The 23,928-nt window shown below is 40.6% G+C and carries 19 protein-coding genes; 5 read left to right on the forward strand and 14 right to left on the reverse strand.

Annotation, left to right across the window (positions count from 1 at the left end; all coding sequences use genetic code 11):
- Positions 1-255 precede the first annotated feature (255 nt).
- Together IPMB12_RS01080 and qseC are read left to right on the forward strand one after the other, a co-directional pair.
- Positions 256-918 (forward strand): response regulator, encoded by a 663-nt coding sequence (locus tag IPMB12_RS01080; protein ID WP_166914102.1) that lies wholly within the window; start codon positions 256-258, stop codon positions 916-918.
- Entirely contained in the window at positions 915-2,276 is a 1,362-nt protein-coding gene (qseC, locus tag IPMB12_RS01085; protein ID WP_166914104.1) for a quorum sensing histidine kinase QseC, read from the forward strand. The genes IPMB12_RS01080 and qseC overlap by 4 nt, the downstream gene beginning before the upstream one ends.
- A 472-nt stretch (positions 2,277-2,748) precedes the next feature.
- Here qseC and IPMB12_RS01090 read toward each other — a convergent pair whose 3' ends face one another.
- From IPMB12_RS01090 to IPMB12_RS12200, 5 genes are all read right to left on the reverse strand, one after another.
- On the reverse strand, positions 2,749-3,126 hold the full coding sequence (locus tag IPMB12_RS01090; protein WP_166914106.1) for a diacylglycerol kinase: 378 nt from the start codon (positions 3,124-3,126) through the stop codon (positions 2,749-2,751).
- A gap of 80 nt (positions 3,127-3,206) precedes the next feature.
- Positions 3,207-5,381 (reverse strand): YgiQ family radical SAM protein, encoded by a 2,175-nt coding sequence (locus IPMB12_RS01095; protein ID WP_166914108.1) that lies wholly within the window; start codon positions 5,379-5,381, stop codon positions 3,207-3,209.
- 460 nt (positions 5,382-5,841) lie between these two features.
- Positions 5,842-6,804 carry an acetyl-CoA carboxylase carboxyl transferase subunit alpha gene (gene accA, locus IPMB12_RS01100; RefSeq protein ID WP_166917648.1) on the reverse strand — a complete coding sequence of 321 codons (963 nt, stop codon included), beginning with the start codon at positions 6,802-6,804 and terminating at the stop codon, positions 5,842-5,844.
- A 163-nt stretch (positions 6,805-6,967) separates the two neighbouring features.
- Complete coding sequence (gene dnaE, locus IPMB12_RS01105; RefSeq protein ID WP_166914110.1) at positions 6,968-10,447, reverse strand: DNA polymerase III subunit alpha; 3,480 nt, start codon at positions 10,445-10,447, stop codon at positions 6,968-6,970.
- Positions 10,448-10,613: 166 nt separating this feature from the next.
- Positions 10,614-11,660, reverse strand: a complete 1,047-nt coding sequence (locus tag IPMB12_RS12200) for a bifunctional transcriptional activator/DNA repair enzyme AdaA (RefSeq protein WP_166914112.1) — start codon at positions 11,658-11,660, stop codon at positions 10,614-10,616.
- A gap of 243 nt (positions 11,661-11,903) precedes the next feature.
- Between IPMB12_RS12200 and proS the strand changes: the two genes are divergently transcribed.
- Complete coding sequence (gene proS, locus IPMB12_RS01115) at positions 11,904-13,619, forward strand: proline--tRNA ligase (RefSeq protein WP_166914114.1); 1,716 nt, start codon at positions 11,904-11,906, stop codon at positions 13,617-13,619.
- Between the two features lie 223 nt (positions 13,620-13,842).
- Here the strand turns inward: proS and hisN are convergent, their stop codons facing one another.
- From hisN to epmB, 8 genes are all read right to left on the reverse strand, one after another.
- On the reverse strand, positions 13,843-14,640 hold the full coding sequence (gene hisN, locus IPMB12_RS01120) for a histidinol-phosphatase (protein WP_208293519.1): 798 nt from the start codon (positions 14,638-14,640) through the stop codon (positions 13,843-13,845).
- Between the two features lie 31 nt (positions 14,641-14,671).
- Positions 14,672-15,358: an ABC transporter permease gene (locus IPMB12_RS01125; protein ID WP_166914116.1), complete on the reverse strand. Its 687-nt coding sequence runs from the start codon at positions 15,356-15,358 to the stop codon at positions 14,672-14,674.
- Positions 15,358-16,053: an ABC transporter permease gene (locus IPMB12_RS01130; RefSeq protein ID WP_166914118.1), complete on the reverse strand. Its 696-nt coding sequence runs from the start codon at positions 16,051-16,053 to the stop codon at positions 15,358-15,360. Before IPMB12_RS01130 ends, IPMB12_RS01125 begins: the two co-directional genes overlap by 1 nt.
- A 48-nt stretch (positions 16,054-16,101) precedes the next feature.
- On the reverse strand, positions 16,102-16,902 hold the full coding sequence (locus tag IPMB12_RS01135; RefSeq protein ID WP_166914120.1) for a transporter substrate-binding domain-containing protein: 801 nt from the start codon (positions 16,900-16,902) through the stop codon (positions 16,102-16,104).
- 38 nt (positions 16,903-16,940) lie between these two features.
- On the reverse strand, positions 16,941-17,708 hold the full coding sequence (locus IPMB12_RS01140) for an ABC transporter ATP-binding protein (RefSeq protein WP_407704062.1): 768 nt from the start codon (positions 17,706-17,708) through the stop codon (positions 16,941-16,943).
- Positions 17,709-17,738: 30 nt separating this feature from the next.
- Positions 17,739-18,875, reverse strand: coding sequence for an aminotransferase (locus tag IPMB12_RS01145; RefSeq protein WP_166914122.1), 1,137 nt, complete (start codon positions 18,873-18,875; stop codon positions 17,739-17,741).
- 108 nt (positions 18,876-18,983) lie between these two features.
- The gene (locus IPMB12_RS01150; protein ID WP_407704055.1) at positions 18,984-19,958 is read right to left on the reverse strand and encodes an ornithine cyclodeaminase family protein; all 975 of its coding nucleotides are present in this window, start codon (positions 19,956-19,958) and stop codon (positions 18,984-18,986) included.
- A 140-nt stretch (positions 19,959-20,098) separates the two neighbouring features.
- Entirely contained in the window at positions 20,099-21,118 is a 1,020-nt protein-coding gene (gene epmB / locus IPMB12_RS01155) for an EF-P beta-lysylation protein EpmB (RefSeq protein ID WP_166914125.1), read from the reverse strand.
- A 34-nt stretch (positions 21,119-21,152) separates the two neighbouring features.
- Between epmB and efp the strand changes: the two genes are divergently transcribed.
- Entirely contained in the window at positions 21,153-21,719 is a 567-nt protein-coding gene (gene efp / locus IPMB12_RS01160; RefSeq protein WP_166914128.1) for an elongation factor P, read from the forward strand.
- A gap of 137 nt (positions 21,720-21,856) precedes the next feature.
- On the opposite strand, the gene IPMB12_RS01165 is transcribed toward efp, so the two are convergent.
- On the reverse strand, positions 21,857-22,540 hold the full coding sequence (locus IPMB12_RS01165; protein ID WP_166914130.1) for a hypothetical protein: 684 nt from the start codon (positions 22,538-22,540) through the stop codon (positions 21,857-21,859).
- 477 nt (positions 22,541-23,017) lie between these two features.
- Between IPMB12_RS01165 and xerD the strand changes: the two genes are divergently transcribed.
- The gene (gene xerD / locus IPMB12_RS01170; protein WP_166914132.1) at positions 23,018-23,923 is read left to right on the forward strand and encodes a site-specific tyrosine recombinase XerD; all 906 of its coding nucleotides are present in this window, start codon (positions 23,018-23,020) and stop codon (positions 23,921-23,923) included.
- Positions 23,924-23,928: the final 5 nt, after the last annotated feature.

Below are 23,928 nucleotides of genomic sequence, written 5' to 3' on the forward strand. Positions count from 1 at the left end.
CGCAACTCTAAACTACCATAATGTTAAGTCAGATAAGAGCTTGCCAGTGCTGTGGAGTAAGCGTTTAATGCTTGCATTTCGAGCGCACCGGAACAGTGCTGATAAGCTCAACCAAGCTAATATCTGCACTGTTCTATTTCCTTAAAGGCGCGACTCCGTCGCACAACTCTCCCCAATTTAATAATTCTTTAATTTTCTTGTTGTACTCTACTTAAGTTATACTTATACCAACTAAAAACTAACAAGAGAGCAAATATGCGTATATTACTCATTGAAGACGATACCCTTATTGGTGATGGCATTTGTGCGGGTTTGAAGAAACTTGGCTTCACGCTCGACTGGTTCACAGATGGCCAACAAGGTGAAAACGCACTCACAATGGCAGAATATGATGCTGTTATTCTCGATCTCTCTTTACCTAAAAAAGATGGCCTACAAATTCTTAAACAGTGGCGTCAACAGGCTCTATCCACACCAGTGATTATTCTAACAGCCAGAGACGCCATTGAACAACGTGTCACCGGCTTACAATCTGGTGCTGATGATTATCTTTGTAAACCTTTTGCCCTGACAGAACTGGCAGCACGCCTGCAAGCTCTGATTCGTCGTAGTCATCAACAAGTCACGCCAGAACTCACTCATCTGGATATTACCTTTAACCCAGAAACCCAGCAGGTCAAACAGAATGGAAATCTGGTGATCCTAACCTCTAAAGAGACCCGATTACTGGAACTATTTATGCTAAACGCCAATAAAGTCCTGTCTCGTGAACTTATTCAGGACAAGTTATATAGCTGGTCTGATGACGTTGCCAGTAATACCGTTGATGTCTATATCCATAATTTACGTAAAAAGTTAGGCAATAATGTGATTAAAACAGTGTATGGCTCAGGCTATATATTAGGAAATGAATCGTGAAATCATTAAGTTTACGTGCTCGTTTAATCTTGCTGGTCAGTGCAGCTTTACTGCTGGCATGGTGTATTGCCACGGGTATGACCTACTTTAAAATTCAGGAGTCATTAAGAACAGTTTTCGATAGTCAGCAACTTCTGTTTGCCAAACGTTTATCCGTCCTGAGTAATCACGGCCAGATGATGCGTCACCGCGATAATGAAGGTATGGGCTTACCTAATATAAAAGCCATGGCACTCCGCGATCTGGAATATGACGATGACGCTCTGGCTTTTGCTATCTTTGATCGTCAGGGCAATATGATCCTGCATGATGGTGAAGAAGGGGAAAAATTCCGTTTCCAGCCACAAATCTTTCAGCAACCTGGCAATGTTTTAATCACTGAAACTCACAAATGGCGAATCCTGTGGCTGGTTAGTCGTGATAAACGCTCAGTGATTGCCGTTGGTCAGGAACTTGAATATCAACATGATCTACTGGAAGACTTAGTCTTTGCTCAAATGAAACCATGGCTAATCACCTTTATGGTATTAATCATCGGCCTGATCATAATGATCAGCAGAGAGTTTATCCCACTACGTCAACTGGCACAAAAAATTGCCGGCAGAGCACCGGATGATGCAACACCGATCTCACAAGAACAGGTTCCTAAAGAGATAAAACCCTTTATTACGGCATTAAATACGCTATTTAAACGCACTTCTCAGACTATTTTAAAAGAGCGTCAGTTTACTTCTGATGCTGCACACGAGCTGCGCACACCACTGGCGGCATTAAAAGTCCAGACCGAAGTTGCTCAACTCTCTGATGATGACCCGGAAACCAGAAAACATGCGCTGGATAACTTAGTTATTGGTATTGATAGAACGACTCATTTAGTTGACCAGCTATTAACATTGTCCCGACTTGATACCTTCTCTATTCAGGAAGATCTAAAGCAAGTTCACTGGCATGACGTGATTCAAAGTACATTACATGAGCTACAACCACTTGCGGATAAGAAACATATTGAGATACAATTTTTGGAAAAGAACCAACCCGTTGTATCTGGTAATGTACTACTATTAACAATATTAGTCCGTAATCTGGTAAATAACGCGATTCGTTATATTCCTGAAAATAGCCAAATTACCATTTTGCTGGAAAGTAAAAAACTGACAATTAAAGATAATGGGCCGGGTGTAGATACCGAAGTACTAAGTCGTTTAGGTGAGCGCTTTTATCGTCCACCAGGACAAAAGGTATCTGGAAGTGGCTTAGGATTGTCGATTGTAAAAGAGATTGCTACGTTGCATCATTTTTCTGCCCATTTTGGTAATGGCGAAAATGGAGGCTTTATAAGTGAAATAACCTGGCAATAATTAAATTGCCAGGTTATTTAGTTTTAAATGTCCAGTGTTGATTTATATTTTTCTTAACATAAATAACATCGACATTTAAAGGATGCGCTTTCCATAAAAGAGATTCTTCTCTTATTGCATCAAAATAAACTACCTTGTTTATTGTCCCTGATTTTGAGCACTTCCTGTGCTCAGTAAAACCAGTATCGCCTAACTATCATTACAGAATAATTACAAAATAATGATATACTCTAGACAACTGTCCCTTTTGTTTATTTTATGTGCAATTAAATAAAAAAATCTTCGAACGAAAGTGAAATTTAGCTAATGTACTGATTTTTACAGTAAAAATGAAACGTTCCAATATTTTTAATCAGGTTAAAGCTTTCGAAATATTAAAAACACCAGAAAATAATCGAGAACATTGTCTTACTCAGACAAATATTATATTTCTCAGATTAGGGGAAAAACAGAAAATGAACTGTGCGACGTATCACACTTCAGGAAAGAAATGACAAGCAAACAGATACACCCATAATACTACAGTAAGTACAATAGATAAAAATACAGCCGCCGAACCTAAATCTTTTGCGCGTCCGGAAAGTTCGTGACGCTCTTCCCCAATACGATCAACTACCGCTTCAATCGCACTATTAAGTAGCTCAACAATCATCACAAAACCAATTGAGCCAACAAGCAAAATACGTTCATAAATAGAAAAATCAATTAACATCACAATAACACACGCCACAATCAGAGCAAAAAACTCCTGACGAAATGCCGCCTCATATTTAAATGCAGCTTTAAAACCCAACATTGAATACTTGGTTGCATTAATAACTCGACGAAATCCAGTTGCTTTTGCTGCCATTGAGATATCACTCACTATTTTATAAAAGCTATATTAAAGTGCTAATAATAACATTACCAATTATAAGAAAAAACCTCTAATTATTGATTATTCTTGCGCTTTCGCTCATTTTTTGCAAAATGTTTGCCCGCTGCCGGACTGCCGGTATGTTTTGTCATAGCCGGACGACTATATCTAGCTTGCTGACGTGCCTGTTGCTGCTCTTTAATCGTTGGAGCAGGGACCAGACACTCTTTTTTACTACCAATCAAATGCTTTAAACCCATCTCTGTCAGCGCAGTTCTGATTACCGGCCAGTTTTCAGGATCGTGATATCTAAGTATCGCTTTATGTAAACGACGCTGACGATCCCCTTTAGCTGAAGCAACTTCTTCACTCTGATAATCAACTTTACCCAGTGGATTCTTACCGGAATAGTACATCGTCGTTGAATTAGCCAGTGGCGAAGGATAGAAATTCTGTACCTGATCCAGACGGAATTTATTCTTCTTGAGCCATAAAGCCAGATTGACCATATCCTCATCAGATGTTCCCGGATGAGCAGAAATAAAGTAAGGAATGAGATACTGTTCTTTACCTGCCTGTTTTGAATACTGGTCAAATAACTCTTTAAAGCGGTAATAGCTGCCCATTCCGGGTTTCATCATCTTCGATAATGGGCCCTGTTCGGTATGCTCAGGGGCGATTTTTAAATACCCGCCAACATGATGTGTTGCCAGTTCTTTAATATAACGAGGATCCTGCACCGCTAAGTCATAACGAACACCTGAAGCGATCAGAATTTTTTTAATCCCCTGCAGGCCACGGGCGCGCCGATATAACTCAATAGTCGGTTCATGATTGGTATCCATACGCGGACAAATATCTGGATAGACACAAGATGCCCGACGGCAGGTTTGCTCAGCCTTAGGATCCTGACAGCGCAGCATATACATATTGGCAGTTGGCCCACCTAAGTCAGAAATAATGCCGGTAAAACCAGGGACTGAGTCACGAATCTCTTCAATCTCACGGATGATCGAATCTTCGGAGCGGCTTTGAATAATACGTCCTTCATGCTCAGTAATCGAGCAGAATGAACAACCACCATAACAGCCACGCATAATATTGACTGAGAAACGAATCATCTCATAAGCAGGAATCCGTTTACCATCATAATCAGGGTGAGGTAAACGACGAAATGGTAGCGCAAAAACACTGTCCATCTCTTCTGTTGTCAGAGGAATTGCCGGGGGATTGATCCAAATATAACGGTCACCATGCTTTTGCATTAAAGCACGTGCGCATCCCGGATTGGTCTCATGATGCAAAATACGCGACGCATGAGCATAAAGAACTTTATCATTTTTTACCTGTTCATAAGAGGGTAATAAAATGTACTGCTTTTCCCACGGTTTTGGCTTAGGCGGCTGCACAGTAATCGTTTTAGCCGGTACACTATATTGTCCTGTCACAGCAGTCACAGGCTCTTTACCTTCCGGTGCACAATCACCATAAGGATTGGGAATAGGATCGATTTTTCCGGGTTTATCAATAATCGTTGAATCAATACCAGACCAACCCGGCATCGCCTGTTTACAGGCAAAAACGGTATTACGAATATCGGTGATTTGAGAAATCGGCTCACCGGCAGCTAAACGGTGAGATAACTCAGCTAAAGGGCGCTCACCATTACCATAAATAAGAATATCTGCTTTAGAATCAACCAGTACCGAACGGCGCACTTTATCTGACCAATAATCGTAATGCGCAATACGGCGTAAGCTAGCCTCAATACCACCAAGCACGACTGGCACATCACTATAGGCTTCTTTACAGCGCTGCGTATAAACCAGTGTTGCTCTGTCCGGACGTTTACCACCTTCATTATCCGGCGTATAAGCATCATCATGGCGTAATCTGCGATCAGCCGTATAACGGTTGATCATAGAATCCATATTACCGGCACTGACACCAAAATAAAGATTAGGCTTACCTAACTTCATAAAATCTGTTTTGCTGGTCCAGTCTGGCTGAGCAATAATCCCAACCCGAAAGCCTTGTGATTCCAAAAATCGGCCTACAATCCCGGTACCAAAACTAGGATGGTCGACATAAGCATCGCCATTAACCAGAATAATGTCACAGCTATCCCAACCAAGTTTGTCCATCTCTGCACGTGACATTGGTAAAAAGGGAGCCGTACCAAAACATTCAGCCCAATACGGAGGATAAGAAAACAGCTCTCGATCGGCCTGAATTAAAGAAGTTACCATAATCTAAAACAACCTAATAAAATAATCGGCCAATTATACTGCATTGGTCAAAAGATGTGTAGTCAACAACAGATAAGTTTGATCTGTTATTAGCAGGGTGTTTAGCGGGGAACACGCCCCGCTAACGTCGTCTTTTGATGATGTGGCAAGTTCCGTGGGATAGTCCACCATACACCAGAGGCGCCCGTTCGTCAGGCTCACTAAGACCTCTGGTATATGGTCTCCATCAAATTCAATATTTTTACTCATCATAAACCTAAATATGTCACAGATGGGTGAGCTGAATGTCACTGATTATGAATTTGTAACCTTAATAAAACCTTAAGTGCGTCTCAGGTATTGGCTTTAAAACCTGACCTAATATAAAAATGATATTTATATTAACGTATTAATTAAATGGCGGTTTTTATTCAGGCAAAAAAATATCCCTATACAGGGATATTTTTAGTCTTTTGATAAATTAACGTACATACCCATAACTCATTAAACGTTCATAACGACGTTCAAGCAGTTCTTCCTGAGTCAGTTCGCTTAACTCTTCCAGATCAGATACTAATTGTTTTTTCAAAGATGCAGCCATCTTCTCAAAATTACGGTGTGCACCACCTAATGGTTCAGGTACAACAGCATCAACTAAACCTAATTTTTTCAAACGATCAGCTGTCATATTCATCGCTTCAGCAGCGACAGGGGCTTTGTCTGCACTTTTCCATAGGATAGAAGCACAGCCTTCTGGTGAAATAACAGAATAAGTACTGTATTGCAGCATATTCACTTTATCACCAACACCAATTGCCAGAGCACCACCAGAACCACCTTCACCAATTACAGTACAGATAGTTGGTACTTTAAGGCGCGACATTTCACGCAGGTTACGTGCGATAGCTTCTGACTGACCACGTTCTTCTGCTCCAATACCCGGATATGCACCCGGCGTATCAATAAAAGTAATAATTGGCATATTAAAACGCTCAGCCATTTGCATTAAACGCAATGCTTTACGATAGCCTTCAGGCGCCGGCATACCAAAATTACGACGGATTTTTTCTTTTGTTTCACGGCCTTTTTGATGACCGATCACCATAACCGGACGACCATCAATACGTGCGATACCGCCAACAATAGCTTTATCATCAGCAAAAGCACGATCACCAGCCAGTTCATCAAAATCAGTAAACACTTCTTTAACATAGTTAAGTGTATAAGGGCGATTTGGATGACGCGCCAGTTGCGCAACCTGCCAGGCAGTTAAATCAGAAAAGATTTTCTTGGTTAATTCTTTGCTTTTTTTATGTAGTTGTTTAATTTCTTCGTCAAGATTAACATCCAACTGCATCCCTTCTGACTCTAAATGACTTAATGAGTCAATTTTTGCTTCCAGCTCTGCAATTGGTTTTTCAAAATCCAAAAAATTATTCATAATCACACTCTTTTTATGTTTGCTGACGAGAGCCAGCTCGCTTTTATAAAATTGGCTAATTTTACTATGTAATCGCCTTAGATCGCTACAAAATTAAACCAGTTTATTCTTTTAAACAATAACTAATTGATTTATATAAACAAATTTTAATCATGGTTATTCACTATTATTCAAACTCAAGTTCAACCTGCTCATTACCCAGTAATGACTTAAGATCGACCAGTAACTTATCATTTGGAGTGACCCGCCACTTGGTACCAAAACGGACTCGCGCTCTGGCATCTGCACGCTGATAATAGAGATTTACCGGCACAGTACCATTTTTATGTGGCTCGAATGTCTGCTGTAGATTCTGCATTAAAGTACGATTAATCTGAGCACTATCAAGAGAAATTGCCAGACCACGCACATATTTTTCCCGCGCTTCACTCAGATCCATCACTTCTCTGGCTGACATTCTAAAACCGCCATTAAAGTCATCGACACTCACCTGACCAGAGACAATTAAGATTTTATCTTCCACCAGCAAATGTTCATATCTTTCCAGAGTTTCACCAAAAAGCATCGCTTCAATACGACCGGAGCGGTCATCCAGCGTGCATAAACCAATACGTTTACCCGTTTTAGTGATACGTACTCTGGCGGTCAAGACCAGTCCGGCAATCGTAGTCGATTTACCCCAATCAGTTGGCACAACCTCACTTAAACGGGAACTACTGGTATAACGTTCAAGCTCTTTCAAATACTGAGTGATGGGATGACCACTTAAATAAAGCCCTAACGTCTCACGTTCACCATCTAAAATAACCTGTTCAGGTAGCGGTGGCACATTGGCGTAAGCATGTTCAACTTGTTCTGGTTGTTCTGCCAGCACTCCAAACATATCGCCTTGCCCAATTTCCATCGCTTTAGCGTGTTGCTCTGCCGCTTGTGTCGCATCATTAATACTGTGTAAAATCGCTGCTCTATGAGGTCCTAAACGGTCAAACGCACCTGCTCGTGTGAGTTTTTCCAGCACCCGCTTACCAATCCTCTTCATGTCTGACCGAGCACAAAGTTCAAAAATATCTTTAAAGTAACCACCCTGATTACGTGCTTCTACAATCGCCTCAATCGGGCCTTCACCCACACCTTTAATCGCACCAATACCGTAAACGATCTCACCACGTTCGTTGACATGGAAATGATACAGACCGCTGTTAATATCTGGTGGATTGACTTTAAGACCCATGCGCCAGCACTCATCGACCAGACTGACGATTTTATCCGTATTATCCATATCAGCGGTCATTACCGCAGCCATAAATTCAGCCGGATAGTGCGCTTTAAGCCAAAGAGTCTGGTAAGAAACCAGCGCATAAGCAGCGGAGTGAGATTTGTTAAAACCATAACCAGCAAATTTTTCTACTAAGTCAAAGATCTTCATAGAAAGTTCGCCGTCAATACCACAGCTCTCTGCACCTTCTTTAAATACTGAGCGCTGTTTTGCCATTTCCTCCGGTTTTTTCTTACCCATTGCCCGGCGTAATAAGTCCGCACCACCCAGCGTATAGCCAGACAGAGTCTGCGCAATCTGCATCACCTGTTCCTGATACAAGATAATACCGTAGGTTGGTTCTAAAATCGGTTTTAAGGACTCATGCTGATATTGATTATCCGGATAAGAAACCGCTTCACGACCGTGTTTACGGTCGATAAAGTTATCTACCATGCCGGATTGTAATGGCCCTGGACGGAACAAGGCTACCAGAGCAATCATATCTTCAAAGCAGTCGGGTTTTAAACGACGAATCAAATCTTTCATACCGCGAGATTCCAGCTGGAATACCGCAGTTGTCTCGGCTTTTAAAAGTACATCAAATGCAACCTGATCATCCAGTGGAATACGAGCAATATCAATAGGCTCTTTGCCTTCTTTCTCTAAGCGCTCGTTAATCATCTTCAGCGCCCAGTCAATAATAGTCAGCGTTCTAAGCCCTAAGAAGTCGAACTTAACCAGACCTGCGTATTCCACGTCATTCTTATCGAACTGTGTCACCGGGTGATGGCCTTCCGGATCACAATAAATTGGTGAGAAGTCAGTGATCTTGGTTGGTGAAATCACCACACCACCGGCGTGTTTACCGGCATTACGCGTCACGCCTTCTAACTGGCGAGCAATATCGATCAGCGCTTTAACTTCTTCATTGCCGTCATATAACGTTTGCAACTGTGGCTCTATTTCGAACGCTTTTTCCAGCGTCATACCCGGATCGGGTGGAATCAATTTTGAAATACGATCTACAAAGCCATAAGGATGACCCAGTACACGGCCTACATCACGGATAACTGCTTTAGCCGCCATAGTACCAAAAGTAATAATTTGTGATACGGCATCTCGACCATACATTTCTGCTACGTGATCAATAACTAAGTCCCGTTTCTCCATACAGAAGTCAACGTCAAAGTCAGGCATAGAAACCCGCTCAGGATTTAAGAATCGTTCGAATAGCAGGTCAAATTCAAGAGGGTCTAAATCAGTAATTTTTAAAGCATAAGCAACCAGAGAACCAGCACCAGAACCACGTCCAGGACCAACAGGCACACCATTATCTTTTGACCACTGAATAAATTCCATTACGATTAAGAAGTAACCTGGGAATCCCATCTGATTGATCACGTCCAGTTCAATCTTCAGACGCTCATCATATTCACCACGCTTTTCAGCCCGCACAGCTGGGTCAGGGAATAAAAATTCCAGACGCTCTTCTAAACCCTCTTCTGATTTATGTACCAGATACTCTTCGGTTGACATATCACCCGACGGAAACTGCGGTAAAAAGTTTTCACCAAGTCGGATTGAAACATTACAACGCTTAGCAATTTCAACGCTATTAACTAATGCTTCCGGAATATCGGCAAACAGCTCACACATTTCCTGTTCACTACGGAAGTATTGCTGTGGGGAGTATTTTTTCGGGCGTTTTGGATCATCTAAAGTATCACCATCATGAATAGCGACCCGAATTTCATGCGCGTCAAAGTCATCTGCACTTAAAAAACAGACATCATTAGTGGCAACAACAGGAAGTTCATACTGTTCAGCTAATTTTACAGCCTGTTCGACATAAAGTTCTTCATTTTCGCGACCTGTTCGAACCAATTCCAGATAGAAACGCTCAGGGAAATGTGTTTGATAAAACTGCAAAGCATTATCAACTAAAGCCTGATTACCACGAATGACACCAAAGCCAACATCACTTTTACGTCCGGCAAGAATAATCAGACCTTCCTGATGCTTAATCAGCCAGTCCCGGTCAACCACCGGACCATCGCCAATATAACCTCGTTGATAGGCCTCAGAGATAAGCAGAGTCAGATTTTTATAACCGGCATTATTCATTGTCAGTACAGTGACACGGTAAACTTCATCACCCAGATCATCACTACGAATATCTAAATCAGCACCGATAATTGGCTTAACACCCTGTCCAAGAGAGGTACTGTAGAGCTTAACCAGTCCACAAAAATTGGTAAAATCTGTGATCGCCAAAGCCGGCATGCGCATTTTTGCCGCTTGCTTCACAAGAGAGCTGGTTTTTGCCATACCATCAATCATAGAGAAGTCACTATGAACATGGAGATGAATAAATTTAGGTTCTGTCATGAAATCTGAATTAATTGAATCGCTGTGTTAATCAAAATTGGGGATGATTATACCAGTTTTAAAGGTGATTGTTTATTAAATCCAAAGACAACAGGTAACAGACTGATCTGTATAAATAAAATAGGGCAAGATGATAAAATGTTTGCCCTACCTATCCGAAAAGTTTTTATACTGATTTATATTTCTTTTCCAGCTCAAGTAACCAGTTTTTACGCCATAAACCGCCACCATATCCGGTTAATTTACCATCAGATCCAATAACGCGATGACAAGGAATAATAATGCTCATTCGGTTCATGCCATTGGCATTAGCAACAGCCCTGACAGCTTTTGGTTTACCAAGCAGATTAGCTTCTTGTTGATAACTCCAAAGCTCACCATAAGGAATTTTACGTAAAACCTGCCAGACTTGTTCCTGAAATTCAGTGCCCGCAGTATCAAGTGATACATCAAAGTCCCGACGTTTACCGATAAAATATTCTGCTAGCTGGGCTTTTAATGTATCAATATGCGCATTTTTACCTTGTACAATCACAGCATTAAAACGTTTTGTTAAAAACTTAAGTTCCGTTTCCAGTGATTTACGATCGGTGAATTCAAGCAGACATATCCCTTTATCAGTTGCGCCAGCAAACATGGTGCCAATAGGTGTCTCCAGACGCATTAAATTAATAATGTTTTGTTCTTTGGCCTTCGAAGGCGAGACACCAAAAATAGCCTTAAAGGAATCATTAAACCCACTTAATGACTCAAAACCATTATCATAAGCACTATCTAAAACTCCGCCACCTTCCTGAATTTTCTTAAATGCTGAATTAATACGATATGTACGTTGGTAAGCCTGAAACGTCATGCCATGATGCTTTATAAACCAGCGTCTGACCGTATGTGGCTCAATGCCTTTTTGTTCTAAATCGGCATCTTTAATTTTACGATCCGGATACTCTTCAATTTCAGCCAGTAGTGACTCGATGTAAGCGGGTGTTTCATCAGGTAAACGCTGTGGTTTACAGATTTTACATGGACGATAACCTTTTAAAATCGCCTCATGAGAATCAGCGAAATACTCTACATTTTCCGATTTTGGTTTACGCGCACTACAAGTAGGACGACAAAAAATGCCTGTTGTCTTAATACCAGCAAAAAATACACCTTCAAATGCAGGATCTTTTTCAACCAATGCTTTATACATAATATCGTCAGTGAGTTTCATATTTTTGTTCCTTGCGTCTACTCTACCGATATAGCATAAAGAAAAATAAACTATCACTACAACCGAAAAATTAACAACTATTTTTAAATTTAAATCCTCATTTACTCCCAAAGACATAACATAAATCGAAATTTCTTCCTGCTTCCCTCTTTTGAGTTCGCTTTTTGCCTGTTAAACTACTGAGTTATTAAATTTATCGCTATTTTTACTCTGAATTTATCCTGAACAGGACTGGAAAAGATTATGCGCACAAGCAAATATTTACTTTCTACTTTAAAAGAAACTCCGGCTGATGCTGAAGTTATCAGTCATCAACTTATGTTAAGAGCGGGCTTAATCCGTAAACTAGCTTCAGGTTTATATACCTGGTTACCTACTGGTGTGCGTGTATTACAAAAAGTAGAACATATTGTTCGTGATGAGATGAATAAAGCAGGCGCGATCGAAGTGCTGATGCCGGTTGTACAACCAGCCGATATCTGGCAGGAGAGCGGTCGCTGGGAACAATATGGCCCGGAATTACTGCGTTTAAAAGATCGTGGTGAGCGTGATTTCGTCCTTGGTCCAACGCATGAAGAGGTTATTACCGATTTACTGCGTAATGAAGTGAGTTCTTATAAACAATTACCAATAAATTTATATCAAGTTCAGACTAAATTCCGTGATGAAGTTCGTCCACGCTTTGGTGTAATGCGCTCACGTGAATTTATTATGAAAGATGCTTACTCATTCCATACTTCGCGTGAATCTCTGCAAGAAACCTATGACGACATGTACCGTGCTTACAGCAACATCTTTACCCGTATTGGTTTAGATTTCCGTGCAGTACAAGCAGATACCGGTTCTATTGGTGGTAGCTACTCCCATGAATTCCAGGTTCTGGCATCAAGCGGTGAAGACGATGTAATCTTCTCAACTGAGTCTGATTATGCGGCAAATATTGAGCTGGCAGAAGCCGTTGCCCCAAATGTGACTCGCCCTGCACCAACAAAAGCGATGGAGTTGGTTGATACACCAAACGCAAAAACCATTGCTGAGCTGGTTGAGCAATTTAATTTACCGATTGAAAAAACAGTTAAAACACTGATGGTTAAAGCCACTAAAGAGAGCGGCCATAAACTGGTTGCTCTACTTGTCCGTGGTGATCATAATCTGAATGAAGTGAAAGCAGAAAAAATTGATATCGTGGCATCACCACTTGAATTTGCGACAGAAGCAGAAATCCGTGCAATTGTTGGCGCTGGTCCTGGTTCTTTAGGTCCAATTAATCTGCCAATGCCAATTGTGATCGACCGCTCTGTAGCTGTGATGAGTGATTTTGGCGCCGGCGCTAATATTGATGATAAACACTATTTCAATATTAACTGGGAACGTGATGTTGCCCTGCCACGTGTTGCTGATATTCGTAACGTGGTTGAAGGTGATGCAAGCCCGGATGGTAAAGGCGTGCTACAAATCAAACGTGGTATTGAAGTAGGGCATATCTTCCAGCTAGGAACTAAATACTCTGAAGCGATGAAAGCAACGGTGCAAATGGAAGACGGCCAAAATCAAGCAATGGCAATGGGCTGTTATGGTATTGGTGTAACCCGAATTGTAGCTGCCTCTATTGAGCAAAATAACGATGAACGAGGTATTATCTGGCCAGATGCAATCGCGCCATTTAGCGTTGTTATCATTCCAATGAATATGCATAAATCACCACGCGTACAAGAAGTAGCAGAAAAACTTTATGCGGATCTGCAGGCTGCTGGTGTTGAAGTATTATTTGATGATCGTAAAGAACGCCCGGGTGTCATGTTTGCTGATGCTGAACTTATCGGTATTCCGCATATGGTGGTAATTGGTGAACGTAATCTGGATAACGGTGAAGTAGAATATAAATACCGTAAAGCTGCCGAGAAGACCATGATTAAACTTGATAGTATTCTTGATCATTTGAAGTCGAAGATTAAATAAGATCTTTATTAAATCTATTATAAGGCGTCTTTTAGAAAGGCGCCTTTTTTGTCTATCGCTTTTTAGTATTGTGGGTAATTAAAGTTTGGATTGAGGGCGGACTGCGCCGCCCATGCGCAATTTTTTGTTCTGCTATGTAATTAGCAGGGTATTTGGCGGGGAGCGTGCCCCACCCAAAACCCATGCTAAATAACAACACCAAACCAAAAACTAACGATAAAAACTATGCGCCCGCTAAAACCTTAATCACTTCCTGATGCAATTCTTTATCACCACTCGCCACCACCCGGTGACCAGAATGAATGGAAAGACGCTTCCCTTCCCAGTCGGTTAAGATTCCGCCCGCATTGCGGATTACCACATCAAGCGCACAGTAATCAAAAGGATCTAAACCACTATCAACACTGATATCAATTTGACCGGAAGACAAGCGAGCATAAACGTAACAACTTCCACCATAAACGCGCCACTTAGTCTGCTGGCAAAGCTTGGTGAAATTTGCAGTTTCGCCACTACTGAGTGATTCCGGATTACCAATAGAGACAATCGCATCAGCTAGTTTACTACACTGACGAGTAGAAACAGGCTTGTCATTATAAGTCGTAACCTGACCATCAATCCCGACCCAACGTTCGCTGGTAAATGGGTGATCGATAATACCGATAAACGGTACTCCTTTATAAGTCAGTGAAATCAACGTACCGTAAACAGGAAGACCCGTCACAAATGCTTTGGTACCATCAATTGGGTCGATAACCCAGACATAATCAGCATCGAGTTTTTCTGACTCGTATTCTTCCCCCAAAATACCATGTTCTGGATAAGACTCCGTAATCAAGTCGCGCAGTGACTTCTCAACTTTCTGATCAATGACCGTCACCGGACTTAAATCACTTTTAGTATCAAATACAATCGGATTTTTTAATGAATCTAAAATAATGCTACGACTGGTATCAGCCAGCTTTTTGGCAAAAGTCAGTAAGCTATTTTGTTCTGACACCGTTAATGGTAGTTGCGCCACAAAAACCTCTTTCAATAATATTAATGAATAATTACCAGTCTGGTAATTGTTTATTCACTCTGCCCTCAACAATTCTAAACAGACGTGTTAACACAAACGTAATCGCAATATAGAACAGCGCTGCGGTAATAAAGATCTCATAAGGCCGGTACGTATTAGAGACAATATCATTTGCCACACCAGTTAAATCCATAATCGTGATGGTACTTGCCAGAGATGTCGCTTTTAAAATAATAATGATTTCATTACCATAAGCTGGCAGAACCAGTTTAAATGCCTGAGGAAGAATCACTGTGCGGTATAACGTAAATTTACTCATACCAAATGCACGCCCGGCTTCAATCTCACCAAAAGGTACCGCTTTAATTGCACCACGAATGATGTTAGCAGTATAAGCTGAGGTATTTAAACTCAGTGCTAGTGCTGCACAAAAGAAGGGCTCTTTAAACACCGGCCACAGTAAACTGGTACGCACCCACTCCAGCTGGCCCAGTCCGTAATAAATTAAAAAAACCTGAACCAGAAGCGGTGTACCCCGAAAGAAAGTCACATAAAATACCGCTAAATAGCGGAATGGTTTATACCCTTCAACCCACATAATTGCCATTGGCAGCGCAATCACCAGACCAAATACCAAGGCACAAAGTAATAGCTGAAGGGTAACAAACAAGCCTTGTGTCAGGCTTGGTAAGCTCTCAATAATTAATTCTATACCCATTACATGGCCGCCTTTTCACTACGACGACTATGTCGTTCTAATACTTCCAAAATCACCACATTGATCAGTGTTAAAATCAAATATAGCGCAGCCGCGATAACATAAAAACGGAAGTAATGTTGGGTTTCACCGGCAGCAATAGAACTCATACGCATGAGTTCTTCCAGTCCTACGAGTGAAATTAAAGAAGTAGATTTAATTAACGATAACCAGTTATTCCCCAGAGCAGGCAACGCATAACGCCAGATTAAAGGTAACTTAACCACCATAAAACATTGGTAGCGAGAGAATCCATAAGCATACGCAGCTTCAATTTGACCTTTAGGCAGAGCAAGCATAGCCCCACGAATAGATTCTGCGGCATAACCACCAAAGATAATACTTAGTGAGAAGACACACGCAACAATTGTTGGCACCTCTACGTATTCATCTTCGCCCACCCACGCACTGACAAGGTAAGATGCCAGCATCGTACTACCAAAATAGGCAAAAAAGATAACCAGCAGCTCCGGGGTACCCCGAATCACTGTCGTATAAGTATTACCCAAAAACCGTAAGATTCTTGATTTTGCCTGCTTGGCACTAGCAACACTGACACCAATAATTAAACCAAAAAAGAGGGAAATAAACGCCACGACCAGTGTCATAACAACACCACGAGCAATTTCACTTTCCCAACCTAAAAAGAATGACATCTAAAACTCCAAATATCGGCCAGTACCTGCCCAAAGGCAGGCACTAAATTATTGCCATACTGATGGTAAGACGGTGAATGACCAGTATTTTAAGTTAATGGTTTTAAACGTTCCATCTGCATACATTGATTCAAGCGCAGCATTCACTTGTTCTTGTAACTGAACATCATTTTTACGCATTGCCGCAGCAACACCGATACCAAAATATTCTGGTTTATCTAGCTCTGGACCGATAAATTTAAAGTTTTCACCATCTGGCTCAACCAATGTCGACCATAAGTTCACACCACTACCAACAATCAAATCAACCCGACCCGCTTTTAAATCTAAGTTCATGTTATGAGCTGTATCATAACGACGCACTTCCACACCTGGGAAGTTTTCCTGAACATAACGGTCGTATGTTGATGAACGTTGTAAACCGATCACTTTACCTTCCAGTGCTTTTGGATTTGGCGTACCGTCAGCATTGAATAATTCAATATCCAAAGAAGAAGCACCCGCAAAACGTCCAATTGAAGAACGGTAAGGAATACTGAAGTTTACAGTTTTAGAGCGCTCTTCAGTGACAGAGATCGCAGTAAATAACACATCAAATTTACGTGCTTGCAGTGCCGGAATTGAACTGGCAAAAGGATTACACACAAACTCAGGTGTACGCCCCATGCGGCTAGAAACTTCACGCGCGATATCAACGTCAAAACCTTCGATATTGCCCGCTGAATCACGGTAAGTAAATGGAGGATACGTACACTCTGTACCGATTCTCAGTGGCTTTTCTGCCGCCATTGTATTAAAAGATAAAACTGCACAAATCATTAGTGACGAAAGCTGAACTAACTTTTTCATAACCTCAACCTCATAAGGGTAAAATAACGCTGTTAATCTTAAGACAAGACACTTTGTAAAAACTGACGACAACGCTCTGATTTTGGATTACCAAATACATCAGCAGAGGTACCTCGTTCTTCCACAAGTCCTTGATGAATAAATAATACCTGACTGGAAATTTCACGTGCAAAGGCAATCTCATGGGTAACCAGTACCATGGTGCGGCCTTCTTCCGCCAGGAGTTGAATGATACGTAACACTTCACCCACCAATTCCGGGTCAAGTGCTGACGTTGGCTCATCAAATAATAAAATCTGTGGTTCAACAGCTAAAGCACGGGCAATAGCACAGCGCTGTTGCTGTCCACCAGAGAGCATTGCCGGGTAAGCATGGCGTTTATCATAAATACCCACTTTATTCAGATACATCTCAGCACGTTCAACGGCTTCTTTTTTAGATAAACCAAGCACTTTAGTTGGCACAACGGTTACGTTATCTAAAATAGACATGTGGCTCCACAAATTGAAACTCTGAAAGACCATACTCACTTGCTTACGAATCGCGATAAGCTGCTTACTGTGTTGATGATGTTTACTACCATCAAACACAATCACTTCTCCATTAATATTCAATGTACCGGCATCAGGTGTTTCCAGTAAGTTTAAACAGCGCAAAAAGGTACTTTTCCCGGAGCCACTGGAGCCGATAATACTGACCACATCATGGCTGCGGGCAACCATATCAATACCTTTAAGGACTTTATGATCACCAAAACGTTTATGAATATTTTGTGCAGTTAATACTGCTTTATTAATTGGATTAATCAAACTTCATTCCTCAACTGACAAACAGACTTAAGCATTTGTCTTATTTAATGTCTTCAAAAACTCAGACATTTTTGCCAGCCCTTGTTTTAAAACATCAATATTATTTGCATAACCAATACGCACGTAGCCTTCCATCTCCATCACGCTACCCGGGCAAAGCATTACGCCGGTCGCTTCCAGTAATTTCACGCAGAAGTCCCAGGACAACATATCAAACTCAAGTTTTAATAGCGCTGTTGTGCCTGATTTTGGTTTAGTGAAAGAGATTAATGGCTCTTTTGCTACCCACTCATCAAGTACTGCTAAATTAGCGCGTGTAATACTTCTGCTACGCTCAAGGATTTTATCCACATTACTTAATGCCATTGCCGCCAGATAATCATCGATCATACCAACGCTGATGGTGTTGTAGTCACGGTGTGTTACCACTTCTTCTAAAAACTCAGGCAGATTACTCACCATCCAGCCTAAACGCAAACCTGCTAAAGAGTAGGCTTTAGACATACTGCCGGTGCTGATACCTTTTTCATATAAATCAACAATCGATGCAGTAAAGCCGTTACCCACTTGATCAAGTCCACGGTAGACTTCATCGCATAACACATAAGCATGACAAGATTTAGCAATTTCAACCAGTTCACGTAAAAACGCTTCATCCATTAAAGAACCTGACGGATTATTTGGATTGTTAATGGCAATTAACTTGGTTTTTGGTGTGATGAGTTGTTTTAGTTCGTTCAGATCAGGTAAGAAACCATTTTTTTCATGTAGTCTTAGCAGATCAACTTTAGCACCATAACTTTTAGGAATAGACTGATGCTGCTGATAAGTTGGCAGAACAGCAATCACATGATCACCTGGCTCAACCAGAGTTTCATAAACCAGTGAGTTAGCACTGATAGCGCCATGCGTGATCAGAACATTATCTTTATTTTGATTAGTGAATAATTTTGCAATACTGGTACGCAAAGATTCAGAACCAATAATCGCACCATAAGTGAGTTTCATTGGTAATAAGTCAGATAGAAACTGATCTTTTTTACCAGCAATAGTCAGCAGCTGCTCAACAGTTAATGACTCAACACAGGTTTCTGCTAAATTATATTCGCATTGGTTTTCATAAATATCCATCCAACGCTCAACACCAAATCGTTCTATTTTCATATATAACTCGTTTTATATTCTTAATATTAATTCTGATATCTGTTTATCTTTCAGATAAATAGAGTAAATTCAAACACTTAAATAAATTTCTTTAATAAAATCAATAACTTAAAATTGACTGTAAATTGCATAAGCAATGGCAATATCTTCAATTCCTAAGCCAATTGAACGGAAAAAGATGGATTTGTCATAAGCTGGTTTTATTGGACTAGGGCTACAAAGATCAGTCAGATCACCCACAATTTTACCGGCAGACCAGCCGTGATCTCTGGCAGCGAGCACCATTTCACCAGCACTGGCTGGTGTGGTCGCTTTATAGTCACAGTAAACATGCATACTATTTAATGCCTTTGGATCGATCTCATGCGCTTGTGCCACATTAGTACTGATTGAAGTAATCAGTGCTTGTTTACCAATATCATTCACATCAATCACCGGCTTACCTGATGAAGTACATAACATCACCACGTCAGACAGATGAACAGCAGCTTTTGCGCTGTCACAAACGACAATACGTGAGTCGATAGCTTTAAACGCTTGCTGTTTTTCAGTATCACGCACTAAATCCAGTGAATACAAACGAATCTCCTGCCAGTCACGCAATTTAAGTGTATGCATTAAATGGGCTTTACCAATTGCACCAGTCCCGATGATAGTCAGGATCTTACTCTCTGCCGGCGCTAATTTTTTAACTGCCAGAGCTGTCGTTGCCGCTGTTCTTTCGCGGGTTAAACGACCTGAATCACAAAGCAGTAAAGGTAAACCTGTTTCCATCGACATCAGCATCGTCCAGGCGGTAATAATTGGCGCACCAGCGGTTGGAATGTAAGGAGAAAGTTTGGCGCCAAAGACGTTAAAATGGCTGAGCGCCCCCTGATAGGTAATAAAGTCACCACGATCTTCCGGGAACAGCGTTAATGTTTGAGATGGCTGAACGACCTGGCCTTTAGCAAAAGCGGCAAAGGTTTTTTCCATAATAGAGAGAACATCAATATTTTTCAGGTATTGATCTAAATCAGCATCAGTTAATGTAACAACCGCACCAGTCTTTGCCGGATTATTATTTGGGTTTTGCATAATCATTTTCTCTTCAAAAACACCTGTTCCGCTTTATTGCGGTAACATAAAAGAGTAAATATATAATATTGCCGAAACAAAGCCAATATTTTTTGATTAATTATGCAATAAAAATTAATAAATATTTATTATTAATAGATCTACAATTAATAATGTAATGTGGTTTTACTCTTTTCACCACCGACTTCGCGGGTCAATTTTGGGACTAAATAACCAGAAACACGCTTTGCCAGTTCACGCATTAATTGACGCGCCTGTTCATCACTTATCAGAAAATGAGCAGCCCCTTGTACTTTATCCAGCACATGCAGGTAATAAGGGAGGATACCCGCTTCAAACAGCTGCACACTGAGTTTGACTAAAACATCAGCTGAATCATTCACTCCTTTGAGCAAAACACCCTGATTTAATAAAGTGACCTGATGCTGCTTAAGTTTATACATCGCCAGCTTAACACTGTCATCGATCTCATTGGGATGATTGATATGAGTGACCAGAATAATTTGTAAGCGAGATTGCATAAATCTTTCACAAAGCTCATCCGTGATACGAGCAGGAATCACCACTGCCATACGCGTATGAATACGTAGTCGTTTTACATGAGGAATCGCTTCAATTTGCGTGATCAGCCAGTCCATCTCACTATCTTTTGCCATTAAAGGATCACCGCCGGACAAAATAATCTCATCCAGCTCGGGATGATCCACAATATAATCCAGAGCCTGCTGCCAGTTGGTTTTATTACCCTGATTCTGGTCATAAGGGAAATGCCGGCGGAAACAATAACGGCAATTAATCGCACAAGCTGTTTTAGTGATAAGCAGAGCCCGGTTATGGTATTTATGCAAAAGCCCCGGAATAAAATTTTGTTGTTCTTCCAGCGGATCGCCACTAAAGCCGTCAACTACATCTAACTCTTTGTGTGAACAGAGAACTTGTAGTAACAGCGGATCGTTCCAGTCGCCTTTTTTCATCCGACTGACAAAAGCCTCAGGTACACGTAAAGGAAACTGTTTTTTAGCCAGTAAATCTTGTGCAGATAACTGAGTAATATCTAAATTAAGACGGTTAAAAAGTGTTGCCGGGTCTGTAATTACATCGTTTAGCTGTAAAATCCAATCTTCTCTATTGGGTGCTGGCATTTTTTGAAGTATAATGTTCGTCATTTTTTATTAACTGGATTTTAGTTGGGGACTTCTCATGGCGTCTGTAAGTACTAATGAGTTTAAAGCTGGCCTGAAAATAATGCAAGATGGCGAGCCTTGTGCAATTATCGAAAACGAATTTTATAAACCGGGTAAAGGTCAGGCGATCAACCGCGTAAAAATTCGTAAATTATTATCAGGTAAAACTGTTGAGAAGACTTTTAAATCTGGTGATACCGTTGAAACAGCAGACGTTATGGATATGAACTTAACTTATCTTTATAACGATGGTGAGTTCTGGCACTTCATGAATAATGCCTCATTTGAACAACTTGCAGCAGATGCTAAAGCTGTTGGTGATAACGCAAAATGGCTAGTTGAACAAGCTGAGTGTGTACTTACACTTTGGAATGGTCAGCCAATCGCAGTCACTCCACCAAATTTTGTTGAGCTGGAAGTCACTGAAACAGATCCTGGCCTCAAAGGTGATACAGCAGGTACTGGCGGTAAACCAGCAACATTATCAACAGGCGCTGTTGTCCGTGTACCACTATTTATCCAAATCGGTGAAATCGTGAAAGTGGATACCCGTTCTGGTGAATACGTATCACGTGTTAAGTAAGATATAATTTTTTAAAAGAGCGCCTGATGGCGCTTTTTTTATAACTATAACTGCATGATTTATAAAAAGCGTTATGAGTTACATGGACAAATTAGATGATAGCAACCGTGCCCTATCTATATCATTTAAAATAGTGACTACTTCTCCAGTTTAAAATAATCAAGAACCTTTGCCGGATAAATTACCTCATATAAAACCTCTGTGTCATTTTTTAGTTTTCGCCAGCAGTGAGAATGTAAACTACCATTAATATCCAAACGACCAAAACCACCAAAAATACTTTTTGATGTACCTAAATCTCTGGTAAGTACTGTATTATATTTATCGTCAAAACCAACTATAAATGGCTTTCCATCAAGACTTTCAAAAACCGGTATATTCCTTTCTGATGAAGAATATTGATTAATTTCAGCACCTTCTATGATTTTGGGGTAAACGGATAATATACACAAAACTGTAGTCTGACTTCGGTCATAATAACCAGAAGGCTTCACTGTATAAACTTTCATATATACACTACGCCAGGAAGATAAAAAATAATATGGTTTATCTTCGTCTTTGATAGACTCAACATCATCTTCCATAACTTGTTGTGCAGAAACTAAAGCACCATCTTCATCAGTAATAAATACCAAACTCTTTTTATAGTCTTCTAATTTATTGAGAATTTCCTGCTTCATTTTCTCATCCATTTCATACCCTTCTTTTACAGTGATATTAACCGGATAATTTTTTGATCCTCTAGTGCGTATCTCTATTTTCTCAATTGGCAATCCTTGCAGTGCTGTATAAAAAACCCCCTCTAGCTTTTCGCTAGTCATCTCTAGATCCAGGCCATTAGGAGGAGCCATATAATCAGGAGGTGTAATATAACCAATTACAGCTGTAGAATTATCGCACCCCCAAAGCGGGGGTAGTACACAAATTAGTAAGATAGCTTTAATACATTTCATCATATATTTTTAGAAAACGATTTATAGAATTAACAGAATCCACTCAAATACTCTAAAAAATATTCAAGCTCCAATTTTTTAGTAATTTACCCTATATGCTTAATATTATCTAATAAATTAATGTGTTATTACTTTTTAAAACATGTCGCAAAACTCAACTAAAAGAGCTTCTGAGTTCCTATTTTTACATACGAAAATACAGAAAATCACTATCAATGGGATATAAAAAAGAGGTTAATATGAATATACACAATCATGCCAATTAATAGAATTGATAACCATTACTGTCAAAAATTGCTATAATCCGGGGATATGATTTAATTTGTCGGGTAAACAGGATTTAATATGTCGCAGGATACCGTGTTAATTGAGCAATTTCTGGATTCGCTCTGGCTGGAACGTAATCTGGCAGAAAATACGGTGCAATCCTATAAACTGGACTTGCAGGCTTTAGTTAAATCACTACAGCGTCAGGAAGAGACTATTCTTTCTGCCCAAACCATGCATCTGCAAGATTTTTTGATGCAGCGAGTACAGGAAGGTTATAAGGCAACAAGTTCTGCCCGTCTGCTCAGTGCGATTCGCCGTCTTTATCAATATCTCTACCGGGAAAAGTACCGGGAAGATGATCCTACCGCACCGCTGGCATCACCTAAACTCCCTAAAAATCTACCTAAAGATCTAACAGAAAATCAGGTTGAAGCCCTATTACAGGCACCAAGTACAGCGGAACCAATCGATCCGGTTGAACTGAGAGACAAAGCCATGCTGGAAGTACTTTATGCTACCGGGCTGCGTGTTTCTGAACTGGTCGGGCTAGAAATAAATGATGTGAGTATTCGTCAGGGCGTGATTCGGATTATCGGTAAAGGTAATAAAGAGCGCCTTGTTCCTTTAGGTGAAGAGGCGATCTACTGGCTGGAATATTATTTCAAATATGGGCGCGATGACCTGCTGAAAGAAGGCCCGGTCGATGTTTTATTCCCTAGCCGTTTAGGTAAAAAAATGACCCGTCAGACTTTCTGGCATCGTATAAAATATTATGCCATACTAGCTGAGATAAATGTTGAAGCACTTTCACCTCATGTTTTACGTCACGCATTTGCTACCCATCTGTTAAATCATGGTGCAGACTTGCGCGTTGTACAAATGTTACTTGGTCATAGCAGCTTATCAACCACACAAATTTATACCCATGTAGCAACGGAGAGACTCAAGAAGCTACATCAACAGCATCACCCACGCGCATAGTGAAT

This window comes from Zophobihabitans entericus (genome assembly GCF_011745665.1).
GTDB classification, from domain to species: Bacteria; Pseudomonadota; Gammaproteobacteria; order Enterobacterales; family Orbaceae; genus Zophobihabitans; species Zophobihabitans entericus.